At 73.4% G+C, this 25,167-nt stretch carries 18 protein-coding genes and 1 pseudogene; 11 read left to right on the top strand and 8 right to left on the bottom strand.

Features of this window, described 5'->3' with window-relative positions:
* Positions 1-3: 3 nt before the first annotated feature.
* The 6 genes from G3I60_RS07780 (at position 4) to G3I60_RS07755 (ending at position 12,881) form a co-directional block, all read left to right on the top strand.
* Positions 4-864: an HlyD family efflux transporter periplasmic adaptor subunit gene (locus tag G3I60_RS07780; RefSeq protein WP_164292918.1), complete on the top strand. Its 861-nt coding sequence runs from the start codon at positions 4-6 to the stop codon at positions 862-864.
* Positions 861-3,200: an ATP-binding cassette domain-containing protein gene (locus G3I60_RS07775; protein ID WP_164606925.1), complete on the top strand. Its 2,340-nt coding sequence runs from the start codon at positions 861-863 to the stop codon at positions 3,198-3,200. The genes G3I60_RS07780 and G3I60_RS07775 overlap by 4 nt, the downstream gene beginning before the upstream one ends.
* Positions 3,197-5,488, top strand: coding sequence for an ATP-binding cassette domain-containing protein (locus tag G3I60_RS07770; protein ID WP_164606922.1), 2,292 nt, complete (start codon positions 3,197-3,199; stop codon positions 5,486-5,488). Before G3I60_RS07775 ends, G3I60_RS07770 begins: the two co-directional genes overlap by 4 nt.
* Before the next feature lies 1 nt (position 5,489).
* The gene (locus tag G3I60_RS07765; protein WP_164606920.1) at positions 5,490-8,897 is read left to right on the top strand and encodes a type 2 lanthipeptide synthetase LanM; all 3,408 of its coding nucleotides are present in this window, start codon (positions 5,490-5,492) and stop codon (positions 8,895-8,897) included.
* A 66-nt stretch (positions 8,898-8,963) separates the two neighbouring features.
* Positions 8,964-11,294: a TOMM precursor leader peptide-binding protein gene (locus G3I60_RS07760; protein ID WP_164293421.1), complete on the top strand. Its 2,331-nt coding sequence runs from the start codon at positions 8,964-8,966 to the stop codon at positions 11,292-11,294.
* Positions 11,295-11,315: 21 nt separating this feature from the next.
* Positions 11,316-12,881 (top strand): SagB family peptide dehydrogenase, encoded by a 1,566-nt coding sequence (locus G3I60_RS07755; protein WP_164293422.1) that lies wholly within the window; start codon positions 11,316-11,318, stop codon positions 12,879-12,881.
* Between the two features lie 28 nt (positions 12,882-12,909).
* On the opposite strand, the gene G3I60_RS07750 is transcribed toward G3I60_RS07755, so the two are convergent.
* Both G3I60_RS07750 and G3I60_RS07745 read right to left on the bottom strand, forming a co-directional pair.
* Positions 12,910-13,593 (bottom strand): response regulator, encoded by a 684-nt coding sequence (locus tag G3I60_RS07750; protein ID WP_164293423.1) that lies wholly within the window; start codon positions 13,591-13,593, stop codon positions 12,910-12,912.
* Positions 13,594-13,633: 40 nt separating this feature from the next.
* Positions 13,634-13,855, bottom strand: a complete 222-nt coding sequence (locus G3I60_RS07745; RefSeq protein ID WP_138352537.1) for a hypothetical protein — start codon at positions 13,853-13,855, stop codon at positions 13,634-13,636.
* Positions 13,856-14,569: 714 nt separating this feature from the next.
* Between G3I60_RS07745 and G3I60_RS07740 the strand changes: the two genes are divergently transcribed.
* Entirely contained in the window at positions 14,570-15,547 is a 978-nt protein-coding gene (locus G3I60_RS07740; RefSeq protein ID WP_239069621.1) for a LuxR C-terminal-related transcriptional regulator, read from the top strand.
* 69 nt (positions 15,548-15,616) lie between these two features.
* Here G3I60_RS07740 and G3I60_RS07735 read toward each other — a convergent pair whose 3' ends face one another.
* From G3I60_RS07735 to G3I60_RS07720, 4 genes and pseudogenes are all read right to left on the bottom strand, one after another.
* A complete protein-coding gene (locus G3I60_RS07735) occupies positions 15,617-16,375 on the bottom strand; it encodes a GAF and ANTAR domain-containing protein (protein ID WP_164293425.1) in 759 nt (252 codons plus the stop codon).
* 186 nt (positions 16,376-16,561) lie between these two features.
* Entirely contained in the window at positions 16,562-17,953 is a 1,392-nt protein-coding gene (locus G3I60_RS07730) for a S8 family serine peptidase (protein ID WP_164293426.1), read from the bottom strand.
* Positions 17,954-18,118: 165 nt separating this feature from the next.
* A pseudogene (locus tag G3I60_RS45210) lies at positions 18,119-18,397 on the bottom strand (ECF transporter S component); the annotation flags it as partial.
* A gap of 63 nt (positions 18,398-18,460) precedes the next feature.
* Positions 18,461-19,033, bottom strand: a complete 573-nt coding sequence (locus G3I60_RS07720; RefSeq protein WP_164293427.1) for a histidine phosphatase family protein — start codon at positions 19,031-19,033, stop codon at positions 18,461-18,463.
* A 265-nt stretch (positions 19,034-19,298) separates the two neighbouring features.
* Here G3I60_RS07720 and G3I60_RS07715 point away from each other — a divergent pair, with 265 nt between their 5' ends.
* The 4 genes from G3I60_RS07715 to G3I60_RS07700 all read left to right on the top strand — a co-directional run bounded on the left by G3I60_RS07715 (position 19,299) and on the right by G3I60_RS07700 (position 23,044).
* Positions 19,299-19,520, top strand: a complete 222-nt coding sequence (locus G3I60_RS07715; RefSeq protein WP_138352543.1) for a CbtB domain-containing protein — start codon at positions 19,299-19,301, stop codon at positions 19,518-19,520.
* Positions 19,521-19,535: 15 nt separating this feature from the next.
* Entirely contained in the window at positions 19,536-20,318 is a 783-nt protein-coding gene (locus tag G3I60_RS07710; RefSeq protein WP_164293428.1) for a CbtA family protein, read from the top strand.
* Between the two features lie 111 nt (positions 20,319-20,429).
* Positions 20,430-20,837 (top strand): (2Fe-2S) ferredoxin domain-containing protein, encoded by a 408-nt coding sequence (locus G3I60_RS07705; RefSeq protein ID WP_138352546.1) that lies wholly within the window; start codon positions 20,430-20,432, stop codon positions 20,835-20,837.
* Between the two features lie 119 nt (positions 20,838-20,956).
* Positions 20,957-23,044 carry an APC family permease gene (locus G3I60_RS07700; protein WP_164293429.1) on the top strand — a complete coding sequence of 696 codons (2,088 nt, stop codon included), beginning with the start codon at positions 20,957-20,959 and terminating at the stop codon, positions 23,042-23,044.
* Positions 23,045-23,067: 23 nt separating this feature from the next.
* Here the strand turns inward: G3I60_RS07700 and G3I60_RS07695 are convergent, their stop codons facing one another.
* Positions 23,068-24,504: an MAB_1171c family putative transporter gene (locus G3I60_RS07695; RefSeq protein WP_164293430.1), complete on the bottom strand. Its 1,437-nt coding sequence runs from the start codon at positions 24,502-24,504 to the stop codon at positions 23,068-23,070.
* Positions 24,501-25,136 (bottom strand): ParH-like protein, encoded by a 636-nt coding sequence (locus G3I60_RS07690; RefSeq protein ID WP_203672414.1) that lies wholly within the window; start codon positions 25,134-25,136, stop codon positions 24,501-24,503. The genes G3I60_RS07695 and G3I60_RS07690 overlap by 4 nt, the downstream gene beginning before the upstream one ends.
* Positions 25,137-25,167 lie beyond the last annotated feature (31 nt).

Raw genomic sequence — 25,167 nt, 5'->3', positions numbered from 1 at the left:
GCGATGACGACAACGATCCCGATGAAGACCGTCCCGGCCGTCCCCGACGGAGAACCGCCCGCGTCAGCGGAGCGCACGGGCCCGTCCGCTCAAGCGGTGACGATCGCCGCCGCGGCGGCCGCCGCACAGCTCGAACCGGGCCTCGACCGCCCGGTCCGTGTCATCGGCAGCCGCCTCGGCTCCGCCCTCGTCGCCCTGGTCCTGGCCCTGGGAGCGGGCGGTGCCTGGGTGGGCTGGGGGTCGCTCCCGAACACCCTGTCCCTGCACGGCGTGCTGGCCCACGGCCCCGCGCCGGTCCTCGCCCGCGCCGACGTCGCCGGTACGGTGCTCGACCTGCGGGTCCACCCGGGGGACCGGGTCACCCGCGGGCAGCTCCTCGCGCTGCTGCGCACCACGGCCCCCGGCCCGGGCGGCACCGCCGAGCTCCGCTCTCCCGCGGACGGCACGGTCGCCGGTGTGCTGACCGCGCCCGGCGGCACTCTGCCGGCCGGGGCCGCGCTGCTCGCGCTCGACCCGGCCGGCGAACCGGCCACGTTGCGGCTCTACACCGGTTCCGCCCGGGACCTGGCACGCCTGCGACCCGGCCAGTCCGTACTGCTGCCCCTGCCGTCCGGCACGGTGCGCGCCCGCATCACGGCCGTGGACCCGTATCCCGCCCGCGCCGACTCGCTCGACGGTGCACTGCCGCTCGGCGAAAGCGACCTGGGGTCGGGGGCCGACCCGGTCTGGACGATCACCGCCGTGCCGGATGCCGCGTCCGGCGCGCTGCCCCCGACGTACGGCCCGGTGCCCGTGGACGTCTCCGTCGACCTCGGCTCCCGCCGCCCCTACCAGGTCATCCTGGGTACGGGGGCCGGGCGATGAGCCTCGACACCCGGACCGCCGAGGAGCGGAAGAGCCAGGAGCCGGCGGCGGCCGCCCCGGGTCCGCCACCGAAGAGCAGCGCTCTCGGCGCGGGCCGCCGGCGCCGCTATCTGCGGACGCCCGTCGTCCCGCAGATGGAGGAGCAGGACTGCGGCGCCGCCTGTCTCGCGATCGTCCTCGGCGCGTTCGGCCGCCGGACGACCCTGCACGAGGCGTCCCGCTCCTGCGGTGTCTCCCGCGACGGTGTGAGCGCCGCCGCGGTGGCCCGCGCCGCGGGCCGCTACGGCCTGGTGGCGCGGGGCCGCCGGGTGGTGCGCGGCGAGGACCGGCTGCTGGGCCTGGACGCCGTGCCGGTGCCGTCGATGGTGCTCGTCACCGGTCCGCACTTCGCGGTCTTCGAAGGCATCAAGCGCGGCCGTGTACGCGTCAACGATCCCTCGCTGGGCAGCCATTCGGCGACACCGGCCGAGTTCTGGGACTCCTTCGCGGGCATCGCGGTCGGCTTCGAACCGGGGCCCGACTTCGAACGGGGCGGAGCCCGGTTCCCGTTCCTGCGGGGGCTGTTGACGAGGATCCGGCCGTACGGGTTCGCGCTGCTGATCGCCGTGCTGGTCGCGGTGCTGCTCACCGTTCCCGCGATGGCCGCGGCGTTCCTGCTGCGGGCCTACCTCACCTCGGTGACGATCGGCGGAACCGGCGCCTGGGCCCTCCCGCTCGTCCTGGCCACCGGCGGTTCGGCCGCCGCGGTGCTGCTCGGCACCTGGCTGCAACAGAGCGTCGTCAACCGGGTGCTGGCCTCCATGGCGGCCCGCACCTCGACCGGATTCCTGTGGCGCATGCTGCGGCTGCCCGGTTCGTTCTTCCACCGCAGGCAGCTCGGCGGTCTGGTGACCAGGGTCCAGATCAACGACGGGCTCTCGGCGCTGCTCTCGTACCGCGCCGCCGGCGGCGCCGCCTCGGCCGCCACCGCCGCCGCGCATCTCGCGGCTCTGATCTGGCTGCAACCCCGGCTGGCAATCGTGCCGGTGGTGGTGGCGGTCATCGACATCGCGGCGCTGAAACTCGCCGACCGGCGGCGCGGCGGCATGCTGCACCAGCTCCACTCCGAGCAGCACAAGCGCGACGGGGTGGCCTTCGCCGGGATCTCCGCCATCGAGACACTGAAGGCGGAGGGGGCCGAGGACTCGTTCTTCCGCTCCTGGTCGGGCTGGCAGGCGCGGGCCATGGACACCGCGCAGAACGTCGCCACCGCCGTCCTCGTACCGCTCTCACTGCCGACCGCGCTCACCACGGCGGGCACCGCGGCCGTCGTGGTGGCCGGGACCGCGCTGCTGATCGGCGGCAGCGTGACCGTAGGAACCCTGCTCGCCTTCCTGCTGCTGCTCAACGGGTTCCTGCTGCCGGTCACCCAGCTCGTCGGCACGGGATCCGAGCTGACGATGGCGCGAGCCCAGTCCGCGCTCCTCGACGACGTCGAACTCTCCGAGCCCGACCCCTATCTGACGGCCGTCCTGGACCCGGTGGACGGCTCGGCCGGACCCGTCGCGCTCAGCGGCCTGCTGGAGCTGCGGGACGTCTCCTTCGGCTACGACCCCAACCGGCCGGCGACGCTGGAGGGCATCTCGCTGACGGTGCGGCCGGGGGAGTGGGTCGCGGTCGTCGGATCGAGCGGCAGCGGCAAGTCCACGCTGGCCCGGCTCGCCGCCGGAGTGCTCCGGCCCTGGACCGGCGACGTGCTGCTGGACGGAGTGCCGCGCGAATCACTGCCGCGCGCCGTGGTGACCAGCCAGGTCGCTTACGTGGAGCAGCGGTTGCGGCTCTTCGAGGGCACCATGCGCGACAACCTCACGCTGTGGAACCCGGCGGCCGACGAGACCGCCCTGCACCGCGCGCTCGCCGACGCCGAGGCCGCCGACCTGGTCCGTGGCCGTGGTGGCCTGGACGCCGGGCGGATCGAGGAGGACGCACGGAATCTCTCCGGCGGAGAGCGGCAGCGACTGGAGCTGGCCCGTGCGCTGGCCCTCGACCCGCCGCTGCTGGTGCTGGACGAGGCGACCTCCGCGCTGGACGCCCGCACCGAGGCCTTGGTCAACACGCACCTCCGGCGGCGCGGTACCAGCTGCCTGGTGCTCGCCCACCGGCTGAGCACCGTCCGCTCCGCCGACCGGGTGGTCGTCCTGGAGGGCGGCCGCATCGTCCAGCAGGGCACCCCGGCGGAACTGGCCGCGGTGCCGGGCCGCTACCGGACGCTGCTGTCCGAGGCCGGTGGCCAGGACGCCACCGCCGCCGCCCCGGTCGCACCGACCCCGAACCGTCCTGTTCAGGAGCAGTCATGACGCCCACTCAGCAGGCGGAGCGCAGCCGCGCCGCCGACGCGACGGCCGCACTGAACGCGACGGCGGCGGCCAACCGCGCGACCCTCGCGGCCGCGCTCGACGGGCTCGGCCCGGCGGCCCGCCGCCCGAGCGGGGAGGCCCGCGCGGTGGCCGTCCCACCGCCGGACGCCGCCGCCCACGCGCTCGCCGTGCTCGCGGCCCTCGGCCCCGCCCTGGGGATCGAGGTGCCGGCCGAACTGCCCGCCTCGGTGCGCACTGCCCGCGACCCGCTGATCGCCCTGCTGCGGCGGCTGGGCGTGCGCTGGCGGCAGGTCACCCTCCCGGCCGCCAAGGCGCCCAAGGGCGCGAAGAGTCCGGACGGCGACGACGTTCACGGTGATCCCGGTGGCACCGCCGGTGCGATGATCGCGTTCGCCTCCGACGACGGCCGCCCGCTCGCCCTGGTGCCGCGCGGCCGGGGCCATCTGGTGCACGACCCGGCGGCCCGGGACACCGGCGGTGCCCGGCGCCGGCCGGCGGGACCCGCCTGCTCACGCCAGGCGCTGCTGCTCTACCGGCCGCTGCCGCCCGGCACCCCGACCCCCGGTTCATTGCTGCGCTTCGCGCTCGGCGCCCCCGGCACCCGGCGCGACCTGGTGGTCCTCGCGGGCGCCGGTCTGCTCACCGCCGTTCTGACGCTGCTCGTGCCACTGAGCGCAGGACTGCTCATGCCGCGGCTGCTGGCCGCCGACCGCCACCCGCTGCGCTGGCTGGCGCTGCTGCTCGGCGCGGCCTCGGCGGCGGGACTCCTGCTCCTGCTGGTCCGCAACACCGCCGCCGTGCGGCTCACCGGACGCATTCAGGCGGCGCTGGAACCGGCCGTCTGGGACCGGCTGCTCACCCATGACGCCCGGTTCTTCCGGGACTTCTCCACCGGCGACCTCGTGCACCGGGCCAACGCCGTCGCCGAGGCCCGTCAGGCACTGTCGGAAGTGCTGGTCTCCGCGGTACTGGGAGCGTTCTTCTCGCTGTCGGGACTTCTACTGCTGCTCACCGTGGATCTGCGGCTCGGCGGTGTGCTGCTGGCCGACGAGGTCGCCGCCGTCACCGTCCTGCTCCTGCTGGGACGGCGCAGGCAACGGTACGAATCCGAGGTGTACGCGCTGCACGGCCGGCTGCACGGAGTGCTGTACGGGCTGCTGCTGGGCATCGACAAGCTCCAGACGGCGGGGCGCGAGATCCAGGCCTTCGCCCGCTGGGCCGGGCCCTTCGCCCGGCAGAAGCGCGCCGACGCCGCCGCGATGCGCGCCGACGCCGCATCGGGCGCCGTCACCGCCGCTCTGCAACCGCTGCTGCTCGCCGTGCTGCTGGCGGCGGCAGCCGCCGGGGGCGCCGGGGGCGTCTCCGCAGGGCATCTGATGGCGGCCGGTATCGCGGCCGGACAGGTGGCGCTGGCACTCGGCCAGCTCACCCACGCGGCGGCCACCGCGTACGGCATCGCGCCGGTGCTGGACCGGCTGCGGCCGGTGCTCGCGGCGCCCGCCGTCCCCGCCTCGGGACCGCACCGCCGCGACCCCGGGGTGCTGGGCGGCGCGGTCGCCCTCGAAGAGGTGACCTTCCGCTACCCGGGCGCTGCGGTGCCGGCTCTGGACCGTGTCAGCCTGCGGGCCGAGGAGGGCGAGTTCGTCGCCGTCGTCGGACCGTCCGGCGCCGGCAAGTCCACACTGATCCGGCTGATCCTGGGGTTCGACATCCCCGAGTCCGGAACCGTGCGGCATGACGGACAGGACCTCGCCGCCCTCGATCTTCGTCTGGTGCGCGGTCAGTTGGGCACCGTCCTGCAGAACGGGCGGACGCTGCGCGGCAACCTGCTGGAGAACCTGGCGGGCACCGACCCCGACGTCACCGAGGACGACGTCTGGGCCGCCGCGGAACAAGCCGGCATCGCCGCCGAACTCCGGGCCCTGCCGCTCGGCCTGGGCACTCGCATCGGTGAGGACGCGCAGGGTTTCTCGGGTGGTCAGATCCAGCGCATCCTGCTCGCCCGCGCGCTGGTCAGACGCCCCGCCGTGCTGCTGCTCGACGAGGCGACATCCGCCCTCGACAACGCCACCCAGGCCCACGTCGCCGACGCCGTGGCCGCCCTCGACCGCACCCGCATCGTCATCGCCCACCGGCTCAGCACCATCCGCCGGGCCGACCGCATCCACGTCATGGACGCCGGGCGGGTCACCGCCTCGGGGACCTACGACGAACTGCTCGACCACGACCCCCTGTTCACCCGCCTCGTCCGACCCCAGGAGATCTGAGATGACGCTCGACCTGCAGGCCTGGCTCACCACCCCCGCCGTGCCGGGAACGGCCGCCGGGTCCCCGGCGGGCGACGGCACGCTCCTGCCCGGCGTCCCCCGCGGCGACGACCGGCTGCGTGCCGTGATCGCCCTGGCCGCCTCCTTCCCGGAGCGCGCCGCGGCCTCGACCACCGCCGACGGGACACCGGACGGGGCCGGACCACCCGTCTTCGCCGCCGCCGAGGACGAACAGCACAGCCGTTCCACCGCCGTCGCGGGCTGGCTGCGGCGGGCGGCGGGCGACCCGGCGTCGGCCGGGGTGCTGCTCGACCACCTGGCGGCCACCGGCCGTGAACTCGGCGACGGGCTGCGGCCGGTCGCGCTGCGCGACCCGTCCGTCGTCCCGGACTGGGCGCACGCCCTCATCGGCTTCCTGCGCGCCCAGCCCGCCGCCCCCACCGCCGAGACCGTCGCACCGGGTGCGATCACCGCGTCCTTCCGCACCGCCGCCGGCGCCCTGCTGCCCTACGACCTCACGGGAGCCGCGGACACCGCGTCCGTGCTCGGTGTCCAGGTGCTCGACTCCGCGCGGGCCGACCTGGCGGAGACCCTGGTGCGGCGGCTGACCGAGGCGCTGGACCTGCCGATGCGCTACGAGGTCCAGTCGTCGTCCGCGCACCCCGGCGGTGGTGACTGGGACGCGCAGGGCGGCCCCGACGCCTCGCAGGAGGGCTGGCTGGCCCGGCTGGAACGGCTGCCCGCGCTCGCCTTCCTCGTCGGCACCGCCTGCCGCCACTGGCAGCACGTCTACACCGAGATGTTCGCCCGGCTCGCCTCCGACCGGGAACTGCTGCGCACCCGCCTCTGGGACGGCGCCGACCCGGGCGCCCTGGCCGCGGTGCACGGTGACGCGGGCGACCGCCACGCGGGCGGCCGGTCCGTCGCGCTGCTGCACTTCGCGGACGGCCAAGGCGTCGTCTACAAGCCGAAGGACCTGCGGCACGCCACGGCCTACATGGACCTGGTCCGTGACCTCAACGCCGCGGGCCTGTCACCCGAACTCCACGTCCGCACCGTGCTGGTGCGCAGCGACCGCAGCGCACCGGACGACGGCGCCGCGACCGGCCCCGCCGCCGATCCGGTGACCGAGCACGAGCCCGACCACGGCGACGCCTACGGCTGGGAGGAGCTCGTTCCCGCGCTGCCCTGCACCGACCGGGAGGGCTTCGCCCGCTTCTACCGCCGGCTCGGGATGACCGTCCGGCTGGTGCAGCTGCTCGAAGGCCGCGACCTGTGGTCCGACAACCTGCTGGCCAGCGGCGAGTATCCGGTCATCACCGATCTGGAGTGCCTGCTCTACCCACGGGTCCAGACCCCGCCGGCGCTGCCCGCGGGCCAGGGTGGACTGCTGGACGTACTGGAGTCGACCGTCGTGCGCACGGCCATGGCCGTGCAGCCGTGGGTGCCGTCCAAGGACCGCCCGGTGGTGGACATCGGCTGCCTCTCCCGCGCCGACGACCTGGAGATCGAACCCGGCAAGCCCGCCCTGCCACTGCCGCCGTACCGGCCGGTGCACGACGGCGAGAAGGCCGACCCGTGGGAGTACGCGGACGAGGTCGTCGCGGGCTACCGCGACATGCACCGCACACTCGCCGGGATGCGGGACCGGCTGGCGTCCCCGGACGGCCCGCTGGCCGGCTTCAAGGGCGTCTGGGTGCGCTACATCTGGCGGCACACCTGGGACGGCTACAAGATCCTGCGCACCTCGACCAGCCCGCTCGCGCTCTCCGACGGCGCCACCCGCGAGACCGTGATCGCCGGCGCCCTGCGCGGCGCCGTGGCCGCCCGCGCCGGCGACAGCGCACGCGGCGACCTGCTTGAGGTGGTGCTCAGCGAACTCGACTCCTACCGCGTCCTGGACATCCCGTTCTTCCGCTCGCTGACCACGTCGTCCTCGGTGTTCACCGCCCAGGGCCACGAGATCCCCGGTCACTTCCAGAGCACCGCCTGGGACCGGCTGCACGCCCGCATCACCGAACTCGACCGCTTCGACCTGGATCTGCACACCGCGGTCCTCTCCGGCTGCATCGACGCGGCACGGTCCGGGACGCAGCTCCCGCCCGCCACCACCGCCTCCCGGGGACCGGCCCCGCTCTCCGTACCGACGTCCGGTGAACTCCTCGACCACGCCGTGCGGCTGGGCGACCGGATGCTCGCCGACCGGCAGCGCACCGCCGCGGGCGGCGGCTGGATCGGGCTGAGCTGGTACCCGGCCACCGGGCTGCGCCAGGTCGAGGTGCTCAGCGGCGTCGACCTCGTCACCAGCGGTGTCGGCGTGGCGCTGTTCCTCGCCGAACTGTGGTCGGCGACCGGGTCGCCGCGCTTCCGGCAGGCGGCGCACGAGACGCTGTGGGCCGCGGCTTCCCTCATCGACCCGCGCCACCCGGCCTCCTTCGGCTTCGCCCGCGACACCCGGCTGGCCTCGGGGGTCCCGGTGCCCGGCGGTCTCGCCGGACCCGGCTCCCTCATCCACGCCCTGGCCCGCGGCGCCGAAACCCTCGCCGAGCCCGCCTTCCTCGACGTGGCGCGGGCCCTGGTCCCCGGAGCGGCGGCCCTCGCGGCGGCGCCCGCCGGCCGGTCCTCGGCCCGCGACGCCGACCGGCTCCCGTACCAGGACAGCCCGTTGGGCGCGGCCGGTTTGCTGCTGAACCTGCTGCGGCTGCGCCGCGCCACAGGCGCCGGAACGACGGGCGTCGCCACCGACGCCGACGCGGCGATCCGCGACCTCGCCGAGGCCGCTCGCCAGGAACTGGCGGGCGACACCCCGGCCGGCCGCTTCACCACCCCGGCGACCTTCCTCGACCTGGTGCCGACCGGCGCCGACAGCATCGCCGCGGCCCTCGCCCGTACCGTCGCGGAAGCCCCCGGCCTGCTGGCCGATCCCGACGCCGCCCGCGCGCTGCTGCGCGCGCACCGGTTCACGACGACCGCCCGCGGCGGACGGCTGGCCTGCCTGGACACCGCCGTCTCGCTGGGCACCGGCGCCGTCCACCCCGGCGACCTCGCCGGGCTCACCCCGCCCGTCACCGCCGCCGAGATCGCGGCGCTCGGCACCCGCGAACTGGTCGCCGCAGCGGGCGAGGCACTGACCTCGGCCGAGGCCGGCCTGCTGCACACCCTGGACGACGACCTCGCCGGCAGCACCGCCGAGACCCTGGTGCCGGGACCGTTCTTCGACGGCCGGGAAGCGGCCGGCGTCCTCGTCGCCGAACTGCTGCGCCGGCACCACGCCACCGGCAGCTGGTTCGGGGACCGCGCCGCCGACGACCGCGTCAACCTCGGCGCGCTGGACGGCGGCGCCGCCGTCGGCCTCCTCCTGCTGCGGCTGATCGACCCGGCCACCGCCCCGCTCGCCACCCTGCGCTGAGCCCGGCACCAACGCCCTGGGTCGCAGCCCGGCCCGCCCCGCCCCAATTCGGACTACGGAGTCACCATGACCAGTACCCGGCCGACGCCCGGCATCGGCTTCAAGCGGCACTACACCCCCTACGTCGTCGACGGCGAGGCCGTCTACCTGGTGTCCGAACGCGGCGTCTGCGTCGTCAACGGCTCACTGGCCGAACGGCTGGCGCCGCTCCTGGACGGCACCAGGAGCGCCCACGAGATCGGTGCTGAGCTGGCGCCCGCGGTGCCCGCCGACCGGGTAGCGGTGGCCCTGGACCAACTCGTGGCCGGTGGCTGGGCCGCCGCCTCCGACCCGGCGACCGACCCGGCCGCCGCCGGATTCTTCGAGATGGCGGGCCGCGACGGCGACACGGCCGTCGCCGCGCTGCGGGACGCCCGGGTGCGGGTGGAGGTCTACGGGAAGGTGACACCGGAGCCGTTCGTCGCGGCGCTGCTCGCGGCCGGCGCCGCGCACGTGGCGCTCGCACCGGCGGACGCGCCGCCCGCCGACACCGAGGGTGCCGACCTCGTCGTCGCGCTGACCGACGACTACCTCAACCCCGGCCTTGCGGGCCGGAACGCGGCCGCCCTCGCCTCCGGCACCCCGTGGATGCTGGCCCGGCCGGTCGGTTCGATCGTCTGGGCGGGACCGGTCTTCGTCCCGGACGCACCGGCGTCCGCGGACACCCCGGCCGGAGCGCCCGGCACCGGAACCGGCTGCTGGGAGTGCCTCGCGCACCGGCTCTCCGCCAACCGGCAGTCGCTCAGCTACCTCCAGCACCGGCTGGGCAGGGACCAGCCGGTACCGACCGTCGGGGCGCACCTGGCGCCCACGGCCGCCCTCGGGGTGCAGCTCGCCGCGCTGGAGGCGGCGAAGTGGGCCGCGGGGGTCCGCTCGGAGAAGGCCCAGGTGCTGACGTTCGACACCGTGCTCGCCGAGGCGGAACGCCATGAGCTGGTCCGCCGGCCGCAGTGCCCGTCCTGCGGCGACGCCGCGACCATGGAGCGCCGCCAGCTGGCACCGGTGCGCTTCGAGAGCCGGGCCAAGGCGTTCACCGCGGACGGCGGCCACCGGTCCGCCTCGCCCGAGGACATGCTGCTGAAGTACCGGCCCCAGCTCAGCCCGGTCACCGGTGTGGTGACCACCCTGGTGCCCGCCGAACGGACGCCCGGCGGCCTGCGGGTCTACGTCGCGGGCCAGAACCTCGCCCGCCAGGTCGGCGACCTGCGCCAGCTCCGTACCGGTCTGCGCAGCATCAGCTGCGGCAAGGGGCGGACGGACTCGCAGGCGCGGGCGAGCGCGATGGGCGAGGCGATGGAGCGCTACTCCGGGGTGTTCCAGGGCGACGAGGCGCGCCGCACCGCCCGTTACGAGGAGCTCGGCGAGCAGGCGGTGCACCCGTCCACCAGCCTGCTCTTCAGCGACCGGCAGTTCCGCGAGCGGGAGCTGTGGAACGCCAAGAAGTCGATGTTCAACACCGTGCCCGAGCGGTTCCGCGAGGACGCGGTCATCGAGTGGTCGCCCGCCTGGTCGCTGACGTCGGAGCGCACCCGCTGGCTGCCGACGATGTCGCTGTACTACGGCTACCGGCACAACGGCCCGTTCTTCGCCATGGGCGACTCCAACGGGGCCGCCGCGGGCACCTCGTTCGAGGACGCGACGCTGCAGGGCTTCCTGGAGCTCGTGGAACGTGACGCGGTCGCCCTGTGGTGGTACAACCGCGTCCAGCGACCGGCCGTCGACCTGGACTCCTTCGGCGACCCGTACATCGACCGGATGCGCGAGGTCTACGCGGGCCTGAACCGTGAGATGTGGGCCCTGGACCTGACGGCCGACTTCGGGATCCCGGTGGTGGGCGCGTTCTCCCGGCGGACCGACAAGCCGGCCGAGGACATCCTGATCGCCTTCGGTGCCCACCTCGATCCGCACATCGCGCTGACCCGGGCCCTCACCGAGATGAACCAGTTCCTGTCACCGGTGGCCGACGCCGGTCCTGGCGAGACGACGTACTCGGGCGCCGACCACGAGCAGAAGGCCTGGTGGAAGAGCGCGACGCTGGCCAACCAGCCGTACCTCAGGCCCCTCGACGGCCACGCCCCCGCCGCGGCCGGCCGCTGGGACCCGCTGGCCGCCGACGATCTGCGCACGGACCTCGAGACGGTGCAGCGCCTGGTGGCGGACCACGGCATGGAGATGCTCGTCCTGGACCAGACCCGCCCCGACGTGGGCCTGCCCGTCGCCAAGGTGATCGTCCCCGGGATGCGGCACTTCTGGGCCCGGTTCGCGCCCGGCCGGCTCTACGACGTTCCCGTGCGGCTGGGCTGGAAGGCCGCGCCCACCGCGGAGGCCGACCTCAACCCGACCGCCATCTTCATCTGACCGCAGGACGGAAGGCGCGCCATGACCATCACAGAACAGCCGCTGACCACCGCTGACGCCGAACTGTCCCGGGTACGACGGATGCTGACGCTCCGCCAGGACGTGAAAGTGGCGGCGGAGGGCGACGACGTCGAACTCACCCACCCCTGGGGCCGCCAGCGCGTCCACGCGCTCGGCGCGCCGACCGTGCGCCGGCTGCTGGCGCTGGGCGCCGGCCCGGTCGACGCCGACGCGCTGGCCGGGGACCGCGAGGCCGGCCGGCTGCTGAGCCTGCTGGGCCGGTTCCCCTATCTGGTGACCAGCATCCTCGACGACCCGCTGACCGGACCGCTGGCCACCGCCGTGCCGATCGCCCGCTCGGCGGCCACCCCCGGCGCGCCGGACCTCGGCACCACGGCCGTGGTGCTGTCCCGGTTCGCCTATCTGCGCAGACTGCCCGACGGACCCGCCGACGGCGGCGGGGGAACGATCGGCCAGGGCTGCGTCATGGAATCCCCGCTGGCGCCCTACCGGGTGACACTGCACCAGCCGGCCGCGGCGGCGTTCGTCGCGGCGCTGACCACGCCGCGCACCGTGGCGGAGGCGGCCGCGCTGGCCGGGCTGCCGGAGCAGTCGGGCGCCGCGCTGGCCGCCCTGCTGGCGGGGACCGGCTTCATGGAGCCCGCCGCGGGTGCCGCGGTGGGCGCCGCCCCCGCGCTCCCGGCGGCGGACCCGCCGCTGTGGGACTTCCACGATCTGCTCTTCCACTCCCGCAGCCGGGCCGGCCGGCACGACTACACCAGCGGCGGCGTCTTCGCCCACCAGGACGTACCGCACCCGCCGGCCCTGCCGGGCGCCGGGAGCAACGAGGACGAGCCGGGTATCGACCTGCCGGTGCCGGACTGGGACGAGGTGACGGCCCGGGACCCGCGGCTGACCGAGGTGCTGGAGGGGCGCCGGTCCATCCGCACCTACGCGGAGACCCCGGTGACGCTGGAGCAGATCGCCGAACTGCTCTACCGGGCGGCCCGGGTCCGGCAGGTGATCCCGCGCGACCCGTCCTCCCCGAACTCGTACGACGCGATCGACCGCCCCTACCCGGCCGGCGGCGCCACGGGCGAGCTGGAGATCTATCTGTCGGTCGCCGCCTGCGAGGGGCTGCCCACGGGGGTCTACCGCTACGACGCCGCCGCACACCGACTGCAGCCGCGCCGTTGGCACGGCGCGGCTGACGAGGCGGCGTTCAGGGAACTGCTGACGGCGGCATGGCGGGCCACCAACTGCACGGTGGATCCGCAGGTGCTGCTGACGGTGACCTCGCGGTTCGGCCGGCTGTCGTGGAAGTACAGCCAGATCGCGTACGCGCTGACGCTCAAGCACGTGGGAGTGCTCTACCAGACCCTCTACCTGGTGGCGACGGCGATGGGTCTGGCACCGTGCGGGCTCGGTTCGGGTGACACCGACGCGGCGGCGCGCGCCCTGGGTCTGGACTGGACGTCGGAGTCCTCGGTGGGGGAGTTCCTGATCGGCAGCCGCCCGGCATCGGGTTCCGGCAGCCTGCCCCAGGGCTTCTGCGACATCGTCGACACGATGCGAGAGCAAGGCTGAGGACGGGGGTCCGTCGTTCGGCCGGCCGCTACAGCCAGTCGTTCTCGCGGGCGATCCTTATGGCGTCGCAGCGGTTCCTGGCGCCGGTCCTGGCGATGGCCGACGAGACGTAGTTGCGCACCGTCCCCGGGGACAGCGACAGCTGGTTCGCGACCTCGCCGATGGTGCTGCCGGCGGCGACCAGCCGCAGGACCGCGAGTTCCCGGCGGGTCGGCGTGTCAGGCCCCGGCCGGATCGCCACCAGCACCAGCTCGGGGTCGAAGACCCGTCGTCCCGCCGCGAGTTCACGGACGGTGCTGATGAGGCGCTCGGGCCGTACGTCCTTGCGGAGCATGCCGTGCACACCGTCGGCGTAGGCGCGCTGCACCTCGTCGGCGCGGGGTGCGGCACCGAGCAGCAGAACGGCCGTTCGCGGGGAGAGCGACCGGATCAGCTCGGCGGTCCGCAGTCCGCCGGCTCCCGGCACGTCGAGATCGACGACCGCGATGTCGGGCCGGTCCCCGGTGGCCTGGGCCACGGCGCTCTCCGCGTCGCACGCCTCGGAGCAGACGGTGAGGTCCGGTTCGCGGTCGAGCAGGGCGCTCAGACCGGAACGGAACAGGTGGTGTCCGTCGGCGAGCAGGACGCTGGTGGTCGTGGTCACGGTGGTCGTCGCGGCCGCCATGGTCAGGGTGGGCGGGAGGTTCTGCGGTCGGTCCAGTGCCGTGGTCATGTTCCCCGTACTCCCTTCGTCCCCGGATACGAACCGCTGCTCAGCCCCAGCCCCAGGTGTCCGGGTGCGTCGGGTCGGGCTCGACCGGCGGGTGGGTGGGCGCCGGGGTGGGCGTCGGAGCCGGCGTGGGGCCGTCGGCCACGACGCTGACGGAGTGGGCGGGAGCGGTGGCGGGGGACGCGGCGCCCAGTGAGCTCCCCACGGAGACGGACGCACCGAGGATGACAGCGACAGAGGCGATGGATACCGCGAGCTTGCGCATAGGAATGCCCGAGCCTTCCGTTCGTGGGGATCCCGGACTCCCGCCGGGGTCATGGCCGAACCGGTGTGAAACCGGTGGGTGGTGCTGGTGGTTCGCGCTTCGGATGGTCCGGCTGCCGTGCCGTTCTTCCGACACCATGAGAGTGGCCCGCGGTGCCCCCGGCTGTCAGTAGCCGGAGCTGTCACCAAGCTGCACTGGCACCCTCGGGCCAGCTCCGGCCACCGGCCGGCCCACTCGAACAGCGTCGACGCCCCAACCATCCCTGGCATCACTGGCACCCCTTGAACACCAGCGGTCACAGAGGCCTGCGGCGACTTCCTTACAGCAAGGCGTCAATGGCGCATGGCAGGAAGGTGACACCGACGGTGGACAGGGGTTGCGGGACCGGTAGAAAGGGTTCCCTTTGCAACGTTCTGAACTGCGTCTTTACCGCGCGCCCGCGGGCGGTTCGCGATCGATATGTCCGCGCACCCCGCCCGGCCACGCGTTTTCCGCAGAATCGGAGCTTCCGAAGCCCTCACCTAAGGTTGCTGCACCGCTACGCTGACGCCCTGAGTCGGTCGTCGAACACCTTCAGCGGGGTGTTCCTCGACGGCGTTTTTGTCACGGGCGGGTGCGTCGCAGTCTGACCACCCAGGGGAGCTCGGGGGGTACCAGGTGGGAGAACGGCTAGTTCTTGACGCGGTGGCCGAGGGGGTCTATCGGACGATGCTCATGCATCCCGAGTTAGACATCCCCGACGTGGCCGATCTGTTGGAGCAGTCGGTGGAAGCCATACGCGGTTCGCTGGACCAGCTCGCTGACCTCGCGCTGGTCCGCCCGGCAGGACCGACCGGGCGCTGGCGTGCCGTCAATCCGGAGCTGGGGCTCGCCGCCATGCTCGCCCGTCAGGAAGCGGAGGCACAGCGCCGGCAGAACGAGATGGACCGCAGTCGCAACGCGATGGCCAGTCTGATCACCGAGTTCGCGACCACGCGGCCGGCCAGCAGCTCCTCCGGCGTCGAGATCCTCTGCGACCTGAGTGAAGTGCGGGTCCGGCTGGAGGAGTTGGCGGCGGACGCGGCGGGGGAGGTGCTCTCCTTCGCCCCCGGCGGACCGCAGCCGGCCCATGTCATGGAGGCCAGCCGCGACCTGGACCAGGAGACGCTGGACCGCGGGGTACGGATGCGGACCGTCTACCTCGACAGTGTCCGCAACGACCCGGCCACCGTGCAGTACGCGCGCTGGCTCAGCGAGCTGGGCGGCAGTGTGCGCACCACGCCCACCCTGCCGTTGCGCATGATCATCGTCGACGGCAGGACCGCCGTCGTCCCCGTCGATCCCGAAGACCCGCGCAAGGGCGCGGTGCTGCTGCACAGCCCCGGGGTCATCGCGGCACTGCGGGCCCTGTTCGAGCAGGTGTGGGACCAGGCGCGGGCGCTCGGTGAGACGCCGACCCGTGATCCCGCCGGACTCACCGTCCAGGAGCGGCAGTTGCTGCGGCTGCTCGCGTGCGGTCTCACCGACGAACGTGCCGCGCAGCGGCTGGGCGTCTCGCTGCGCACGATCCGTCGCATGATGGCCGACCTCATGACCCGGGTGGACGCGCGCAGCCGCTTCCAGGCCGGTGTGCAGATCGCCGCGATGGGCTGGCTCGGCGCCCGCACACCGGCCCCGCTCGGGGTCGACATCAACGCGGTGCCCGTCGAGTGACCGCGGCGGGGTGAGCGCGGGCGGCCCGGTCGTCGCGTGCTCCGGTCGAGGGTTCGCGGCCGGCGTCGCTCACTGTCGGGTGTCCGGCCCCGCCGGTTCGTCGATGATCCGTTCGGCGAGTTCGGCGAGCCGCAGCTGATGGCTGCGGGCGTGCCGGCGCAGGAGGGCGAAGGCGTCGTCGGGGCTGCAGTGGTGGCGTTCGGCGAGGATGCCCTTCGCCTGCTCGATCACGATGCGGCTGTCGAGCGCGTTGTGCAACTGGCCGATCCGCGCCTGCTGTTCGGCCAGGGCTCTGCCGTGCCGGAGGGTGATGGCGGCCGCTTCGGCGAGCGACTGGCCGAGATCCAGGACGGACGGCGTCAGCGTCCCGGCGCGCCGGTGGAACAGCGCCACGGCGCCCTGGGTGCGGTCCGCGCGGCGCAGCGGGATCACTGCCACCGTGGTGAACCCGCAGGCCAGCGCCTGCCCGGTGAAGTGCGGCCAGCGGATGCGGTGCACGGGCCGGCTCAGCGGTGTCTCGGCCAGCCGTGTCCCGGACCGCAGTACGTCGTGGCCGGGCCCCTGGCCCTTGTCGAGCTGGATCCGGGCCAGCCGGCCCACCGCCTCGGCGCCGGCCGGGTCGGCGGCGGACGCCGCGGTGTGCAGGGAGTGGTCACCGGCCGGGCCCTGGCCCTGCGCGAGGACGGTGGCGGCGTCGAGGTCCAACAGGTCCACGGTGTGGTCGGCCAGCCGCTGCAGGAGCCCGACGCAGTCCTGGCTGTCGTCGAGGGCCTGGGAGAGAGCGAGGAAGGCATCGGCCAGCCGGACCTCCCGCAGCGTGGAGGACATGATGCGGTGCCGCCTTCCTCGCGGTGCTCGGGGCCCCGGATCCGCACGCCCCCGGCCAGCGTCCCAGCTCGGGGGTCCGCCCGCCACGGCATTCCCCGACCGGGCGGCCACCCGCTGCGGGTCCCGGCATGCGGACGGCCGCCGCCGTACCCGGAGGTACGACGGCGGCCGGGAAGTGCCGTTCGGTCAGTGGTGCAGCCAGCTCTGCAGTGCCAGAGCCGGGACGAAGCGGGCCGCGTCGAGGGTGCCGATGCCGGTCGCCATGTCGTAGCCCTTCACCGCGGTATAGCCGGTGACACCGTCATAGGTGTTGTTCGTACCGTCCGCGACGTCCACGACGCCCGTGAACGGGTTGTGCGGGGCCTGCTGGGACAGCGCGTACAGCGCGCTGTGGATGTCGCCCACCCGGTGCCCCGCGAGCTGGTCGGCCAGTGCCACGATGCCCGCGAAGAGCGGACTCGACTCGCTCGTACCGCCGTTGACGCCCCAGCCGACCGACGTCGGGTCGTAGCTGGAGTACACCCAGGCGCCCCCGTCGACCGCTGCGGCCATCGAGATGTCCGGCGTGCCGCGGTGGTTGCCGACGATGCCCTTGACGCCGTTCTGGTACGCGGGACGGCCGAAGACGTGGGACTGGCCACCGCCACTGGCGCCGTAGTCGTTGTAGACACTGTCCGGCGCGGTGCGGTTGCCCGCGTCGTTCAGGTGCAGCTGGGTGCCGCCGATCGAGGTGACCAGCGGGTCCGACGACGGCCAGGAGTTGACCTGGTAGGGGTAGTTGGCGCTGCCGTCCTCGATGTAGTCCGTGGCACCGCTGTCACCGGAGGACCCCAGCACCGTCACCCCGTGCCTGGCCGCGTCCTTGAACGCGTACCGCAGCTTCTCGATGCTCGAGAAGTTGCCCTGCTCGAAGCCGGGGAAGGTGTTCTCGGTCGCCCCGAAGCTCTGCGAGATGACATCACCGATGCCGCGGTCGATCAGCGACTTCTCGGCGTCCATCATCTCCGGCAGGCCGACGACGCCCTCGGTCTCGGCGACCGCCGTCTCCACCAGGATGATCTTCGCGTCCGGCGCCACGGCGTGCGCCATCTCCACGTCCAGCGTGGACTCACCCGCCCAGCCGGTCATGTCCGGGTTCGTGGCGTCCCACGGCGGGACGTTGCCCCACTTGACCACCTGCACCGGCGCGCTCTTGATGCCGAACTGCGCGCTGTACACGTCCAGGTCGTGCTGGATCGTCGGCGAGCCGAACGAGTCCACGATGACGATCGTGCGGCCCTTGCCGGTGATGCCGGCCCGGTACAGCGGGTTCAGGTTGTAAGCCTGCCGGTACTGGGTCGGGCTATAGCAGTTGATCCCCCACTTGGCCTGGCACTGCTCGATGCTGAGCGGGCCGTCGGCGGCGCGGACCAGTTGGTGCCCTTCGACGGCCGGTACCACCCTGGCCACCGGGGCCTTGGCGGCAGGCGCCGCGGTGGCGGCCCCTGACAGCGGGGCGGATATGAGCGCTGCGGCCGTGAGGGCGGTGGCCCCGGCCGCTGCGACCACGGCACGCTGCCGCGGACGAACTCTGGGCATGGATCCTCCTTGTATGGAGTCGGGCCGCGCTGGGCGGCTGCCGTGATCACATCCGTACATCATGAGCAGGACAAGCGTGTTGGCGGATTACTGCCGACGCCTTTACCTGGGAGCCGATAACTTTGCGGAGCCATTACCCGGGCGGTCTCCGCTGTCCCTGCCGTCTCAGCGCTCCCCGTCGTCCGCCACCGGATCAAAGCGCACCGGCGCCTCGGAGTTGGCCCGCCGGGCGGTGCGCCGGAACGTGATGAGGACGGCGGGCCCCGCGACCAGGATGCAGATGAAGTTGGTGACGGCCCGGCCGGTGTCCCAGCCCAGCGACGTGGCGAGGTCGAAGGCCGGGTAGCGGTACCACTGCTCGGTGAACGGCAGCCCCGGCAGACAGGCGATCCAGCTGTTGGGGTCGAGCGAGAACGGCCAGAACGACAGGTTCAGCAGGAAGCCGCCTGACGACGCAAGGACGACTCAAGCCCTGACGACCGCGACCCGCGGTGCGTGCGTGCCCGGTCACCCCGCCAACGGCCGCCCGCACCGCAGGTTCCACCGTCCTGCGCGGCCGACCAGCTCGGTGACCGTCAGCGGCAGGACGTCCAGCCGCCAGAACGCCTGCGGCGGCAGGCCGACGGCGTGCACGACCGCGGCCCGCACGACCGCGGGCTCCACGACCGCGAGCACCCGCCCGCCGTCCGGCGCCCCGCCGTCCAGCCAGCCGCCGACCCGTTCGCAGAGCTCCGTCAGCGATTCGCCGCCGTGCGGGGCCGCGGCGGGGTCCGACAGCCAGCCGGCCACCGCCTCCGGCTCGGCGGCCGAGACCTCGTCCAGCCGGAGCCCTCGCCAGCGGCCCATGTCCCAGTCCCGCAAGGGCGGCTGCTCCCCTGCGGCGATGCCGAGGAGCTCTGCGGTCCGCCGGCAGCGCTCCGACGAGGCGGTCAAGTACGCGGTCGCGCCCGGCAGTCCGGGCGCGCCGGCGCGCGCCCGGCGCTCTCCGGCGTCGGTCAGCGGGCTGGTTCCGTCGTCGAACCGCGCCTCCGCGAAGGCCTGGCTCTCCGCCGACGAGACCAAGAACACACGCACCGTCATCCCCGCTACCCCTCCCTTGTCGCACCGGCCCCACAGCGGAACACATCGTCGCAGGTTGGCGCGTATCGCCTTCGCGCACGCCCTTGGCCGCGGGTGTCGCTTCACGGTACGGTTCAGCCCGACCCGACGACGGTGTGAACGGAAGCACGGTGAAAATCCGGCACGGTCGCGCCACTGTGAAACCGGCTCACCCCGGTAAGTCAGACCCGGCACCTTCGTCAACAGCACCACCAAGTGGGACGCGTGTTCCCGAGGAGGCACTGCCATGGCCCAGTCCGCTGCACCCGCGGCCGCCAGCCCAGCCCTACCCATCACCCCGCTGCCGCTGAAGGCGATCCTGCCCTGGGCAGTGTTCTTCGGCATGCTCGCGCTCGTTCTGCTGTACTTCGTCGGTGCGGAGCAGGGCGCCACGTCCCTGGTCGCCGGATCGGACGTTCACGAGTGGGTCCACGACGGGCGCCATCTGCTCGGCTTCCCCTGCCACTGATCGGAAGCCGCTCCAATGAACTCCACCACTGTGCGCTCCCTGCTGGTCCGGGGGATGCTCGCCGGGCTCGTCGCCGGTCTGCTGGCCCTCGTCGTCGCCTATCTCATGGGCGAACCGAGGGTCGACGCGGCCATCGCCTTCGAGGACTCCCACTCCCACGAACACGAGATGGAGATCGTCAGCCGCTCCCTGCAGTCCACCGCGGGACTGGCGACCGGCGTTCTGATCTTCGGCGTCTCCCTGGGCGGGATAGCGGCCCTCGCGTTCTGCTTCGCCCTGGGCCGCGTCGGCCGCTTCACCCCGCGGGCCACCGCCGTGCTCATCTCGGGCGCGGCGCTGCTCACCGTCTACGTGGTGCCGTTCCTGAAGTATCCGGCCAACCCGCCGTCGATCGGCGACCCGGAGACCATCGGTAAACGCACCACCCTGTACTTCCTCATGATCGCGCTGAGCGTGCTGCTCGCGGTGGCCGCCGTCATCCTCGGCAAGCGGCTGGCACCGCGGCTGACCACCTGGTACGCCAGTGTCGTGGCCAGTGTCGCGTATCTGGTCGCCATCGGGCTGGCCTACGCGTTCCTGCCCGCGATCAACGAAGTACCCGCGGACTTCTCCGCCACTCTCCTGTGGCAGTTCCGCCTTGCGGCCGTGGCCATCCAACTCACCCTGTGGACCGCCTTCGCCCTGACGTTCGGCTATCTCGCCGAACGCGTACTCACCCCCCGGCCCGCCAAGAGCGAGGCCGCGGAGGCGAACAGCGAGAGCAACACGGCGGCACGGACGGCCGCCTCCGCCGGCTGACACCGACCGACGTCCACCTGACACGACCGACAGCCCGCCGGGGCCCGCCCCGGCGGGCTGTCGGTCGCGCCGCGCTGTGCCGGGACCCGGCACGCAGCCGAAGGAGTCCGCGTGACCGCCCCCTTTCCCACGCCGTACGCGGCCCGGCCCTGCACCCTGGTGGTGTGCCGGGGGTGCTGCTGCGGCAATGCGAGCAAGCACCCGGGCACCGACCACCAGCGGCAGTTGGACCGGCTGAGCGCCGCGGCCGCGGACTCCGGCGGCCGGCTCGCGCTGCGCACCACCGACTGCCTGGGGCCCTGCGACCAGGCGAACATCGTGGTCGTCCAGCCGTCCGCCGAAGGACGCCGCAAGGGCGGCCGGGCCGTATGGATCGGCTTCGCCACCGATGACGGCTCCACCGACGACATCCTCGCCTGGGTGGCGTCGGGCGGCCCCGGAGAGACCGAACCACCCGCCTCCCTCGCCCTCCAGATCGTGAGCCCACGGCGCGCGACCCCGCTGCGCCGGCGCCGCTGACCTTCCACGGCGAGCCGGGCGCGCCGCGTGCGGCGGGCACTGGGCCGCCCGGACCACGGGGACCGGAGCCGCCGCGCGGCGCTGATCAAGAGTCCTGGCCTGCCCTTACGCTCACCCGCGTGGCAAGAATCGTGGATGCGGTCAAACGGTTGGTGATCGGGCGGGCGTTGCCGAGCGAGGGGTTGCAGGGGACGCTGCTGCCCAAGCGGCTGGCGCTGCCGATCTTTGCGTCGGACCCGCTGTCGTCGGTCGCGTACGCCACACAGGAGATCCTGCTGGTCCTCACCCTCGGCGGGCTGGCGTATCTGCACCTGACGACCTGGGTGGCGATGGCGGTCGTCGGGCTGATGGCCGTCGTGGTGCTCTCCTACCGGCAGGTCGTGCACGCCTACCCGTCCGGCGGCGGATCGTACGAGGTGGTCGCCACCAACCTCGGCCCGTCCGCCGGGCTCGTCGTGGCCGCGTCGCTGCTCGTCGACTACGTGATGACCGTCGCGGTGTCCGTCGCCTCCGGCGTCGACAACATCATCTCGGCGATCCCGTCCGTCAACGAGTACCGGACCGTGATGGCGGTCGCCTTCGTCGCGCTGCTGGCGGCGATCAACCTGCGGGGGACGAGGGAGTCGGGGCGGGCGTTCGCCGCTCCCACCTATCTGTTCATCGCGGGCGTGCTGATCATGTGCGCCACCGGACTGTTCCGCTGGCTGGTGGGCGACGCGCCGGTGGCGGAGTCCGCCGCGTACGGCATCACGCCGGAGCCGGGCGACACCAACCTCGCGGGTCTGGCGCTGCTGATGCTGGGGCTGCGCGCGTTCTCCAGCGGTTGTACCGCACTGACCGGTGTCGAGGCGATCTCGAACGGCGTGCCCGCGTTCCGCAAGCCCAAGTCCCGCAACGCGGCCTCCACCATGACCGCGATGGGCCTGATCGCCGTCGTGATGTTCTCCGGCATCACCGCGCTCGCGATGATCTCGGACGTCCACATCACCGAGGACACCTGCCGGCTGACCGGCTTCTCCGGGGACTGCGCGACCACTCCGCAGCGCACCGTCATCGCCCAGCTGGCCGCCGCGATCTTCGGCGGTGAACACAGCTTCGGCTTCTTCTTCATCCAGGCCGCCACCGCCCTGGTGCTCGTACTCGCCGCCAACACCGCGTTCAACGGTTTCCCGCTGCTCTCGTCGATCCTGGCGCAGCACCGCTACCTGCCCCGTCAGCTGCACACCCGAGGCGACCGGCTCGCGTTCTCCAACGGCATCGTCGCGCTGGCCGTCGTCGCCGGCGCCCTGTTGTGGGCCTTCCACGCGTCGGTCACCAACCTCATCCACCTGTACATCCTGGGCGTCTTCACCTCGTTCACGCTCTCGCAGACCGGGATGGTCCGGCACTGGAACCGCGCGCTGCGCACCGAGACCGATCCGGCGCAGCGCCGCCGGCACCGGACGGCACGGGTGATCAACGGTGTCGGGGCGTTCGTCACCGGACTGGTGCTGGTGATCGTGCTCATCACCAAGTTCACCGAGGGCGCGTATCTGGCGGTGATCGCCGCGGTGGTCCTGTGGGTGAACATGCGCGCCATCCGGCGGCACTACGACAGAACCGCCGCCGAACTGGCGGTCACCGAACCGGCGGAGGAACTGGCGCTGCCGGCCCGGGTGCACGCCATCGTGCTGGTCTCCAAGATCCACAAACCGACGCTGCGAGCCCTGGCCTACGCCCGCGCCTGCCGCCCCGACACCCTCGAAGCCCTCACCGTCGACGTCGACCGCGACGAGACGAAGGCGCTGCAGACCGCGTGGGACACCTTCGACATGCAGGTGCCGCTCAAGACCCTGGCGTCGCCCTACCGGGAGATCACCCGGCCGGTCGTGGGATACGTGCGGTCGCTGAACCGCGCCAGCCCGCGCGACATCGTCAGCGTGTTCATCCCCGAGTACGTCGTCGGGCACTGGTGGGAGAACGGGCTGCACAACCAGTCCGCGCTGTGGCTCAAGAGCCGGCTGCTGTTCACCCCCGGGGTCATGGTCATCAGCGTGCCCTGGCAGCTCAGTTCATCTCAGCTCAGGCCGCACCGCCCGACCCGCCGTGCCCCCGGCTCCGTCCGCCGCGGCGAACCCGACCCGGTGCTCCGGGCGGGCGTCGGCGCCGCCGCGGGGAAGCCGGAGGCCGGACGGGAAGAACCTCCGCGCCCCGGTGGCCCGCGCTGAACGGCGGGCGCAGGGGAGCCGTCTCAGTCCGGGGGCATGGACACACCCCGGTCCTGTAACGCCGCGCGGGCCGCTGCCGGGCCGTCGGTGACCGGGTACCCGTCGACCGTGCGGCCGTCGACCAGGCCGGCCCTGACCCGGCAGCGGACCCGTTCGACGGCGGGGGAGCCGATGAAGGCGTCCGAGACCTGCATGAGCCAGGCCGCCTCGGCCTCGACACTCGCCCGGACCTTCGGCGGTACGTACCCCTCACAACCGCCCGGGGTGGAGCGGCGTCCCGAGCGGGCGGCCTCCAGGGCCGCGGCGATGGTCGCCGCCTCCACGATGGGCGCCAGCCGTTCCGAGGCCGCGTCCAGGCCCGACCCCTCCGCCTCGGCGGTCCAGGCCGCGACCTCCGGATGGAAGTACGGGCGCAGCGCCAGATGCCCGTCCCGGATCTCGATGATGCGGCGGTACAGCGCGAACTGGGCGCCGAGCGGCAGGATGCGGCCGAGCCGCAGGGCGGGCCCGGCCAGGGTGATCTCCGGCAGCGCGGCGTGCATCGCGGTCCACAGCGGACCGATCCGCCGGTAGCCGTGCCAGGCCCGCAGCCAGCCGGCCGGGGTGGGCAGCGCCCGCCCGTTCGGCAGCCGGTCCCGTAACCCGGCGGCCGCGTCGTACGCCGCGCTCCAGGGCGGGCCGATCCAGCGGTAGCCGCGCCAGGCCCGCAGCCGGACCAGCCCCCGCCGGACGCGGGCCGCCACGGGCGGCCCCCACGCGGAGGACATCGTCCCGCCCAGCCCCAGTGCCAGGCAGACCATGCCGGCCAGCGCCGACACCGTGCTCTCGCAGCCGTCCTCGCGGCCGGTGCCCAGCGCGGAGAGCACATCGCCCAGACTCCACACCGTCCACAGCAGCCCCAGGGCCGCGCTCGCGGTGATCAGTCCGAGCCCGCCGCGCAGCAGCCGCGACCGGATGTACCGGGTGCAGCGCCGGATCAGCACGATGAACACCATCAGGCACCAGGCGGTGTGCAGCGTGAGCAGGATGTTGTACGCCGCCAGGAACCCCTCGCGCCCGTCGGCCGCGACCAGGTCCCGGCCGTCGCGGGTCACCCCGGCACACAGATACGCGACCAGGCTGGCGACCATGACCACCGATGTTCCGGTGAGTTGCCGGCGGACCGCTGTGCGGCTGTACGGCTCGGTCCCCGCCGAGCGCGCGACCAGCGCGAGGAACGCCATCGCCGCCAGATTGCAGCACTGTCCCGCGGGCGCGGTCCACAGCGCGAACGGCCCCGCCCGGCCCGCCAGCCGGGTCGTCGCCGGGGCCAGGACGGCGAGCGAGCTCCCCATGGACACCGCACAGCCGAACAGATGGCGTACGGGAGTGCCGGTCGGAGTCCCCCGGGTGGTGAGGAGCCGCCAGCAGACGCCCGCCAGGACGATCAAGCAGCCGGTCAAGGCGACCGCGTCGGTCACCTATCGGTCCCCGGACCGGGAAACGTCCGACCGGGAAGCGTGCGCAAGGGTCCGACGACCGCGGTGGTCCGGATCGGGGCGGCGCCGGCGAGTCCGACGATCGGCCCGAGCCGGGCGAACGCCTCGGCGATGTCGAGGCCGCCCTCCAAGGGGAACCAGGCCTCGCGTGAGCGCCTGACCTTGCGGGCCGGACGGTGCAGGGCGAGCGAGGCGATGAGTTCGGCCTCCTGCTCCTGGGCGTCGGAGTAGACGCTGCGCCCCAGGACCCGCCGGACCAGCTCGCCCGACAGATGCGGCAGCAGCACCCGCGACGCCGACGAGCCGAGGTGCGCGACGCCGGTGTGGCCGCAGACGAGATGTCCCACCTCGTGCAGCAGTATGTGCTGTTGATGCAGGGCGCTGGTGCTGGTCGGATAGCCGATGTAGTCGGCCCGGTCGGTGGTCACCAGCATGCCGCAGGGTGTGCACGCGTGGGGCGGTAACGGCACCAGCACCAGGGGCCGGCCCCGCTGTTCCGCCAGTGCGTCGGTGAAGCCGGTGGCGTCGAACGGCCGTGGCAGTGGCAGCGCCGCCACGGTTCGCCGACATCGCCGCCACAACATTTTGTTCTGCTGTTCCGCGTAGTCCCCCATAAGACCCTCCCCGGGCAAGGCACCGCACAAC

This window comes from Streptomyces sp. SID13666, from assembly GCF_010548325.1.
Taxonomy (GTDB): Bacteria; Actinomycetota; Actinomycetes; order Streptomycetales; family Streptomycetaceae; genus Actinacidiphila; species Actinacidiphila fildesensis.
The sequence above is the reverse complement of the archived record's forward strand: the minus strand, read 5'-3'. Positions and strand labels throughout refer to the sequence as shown.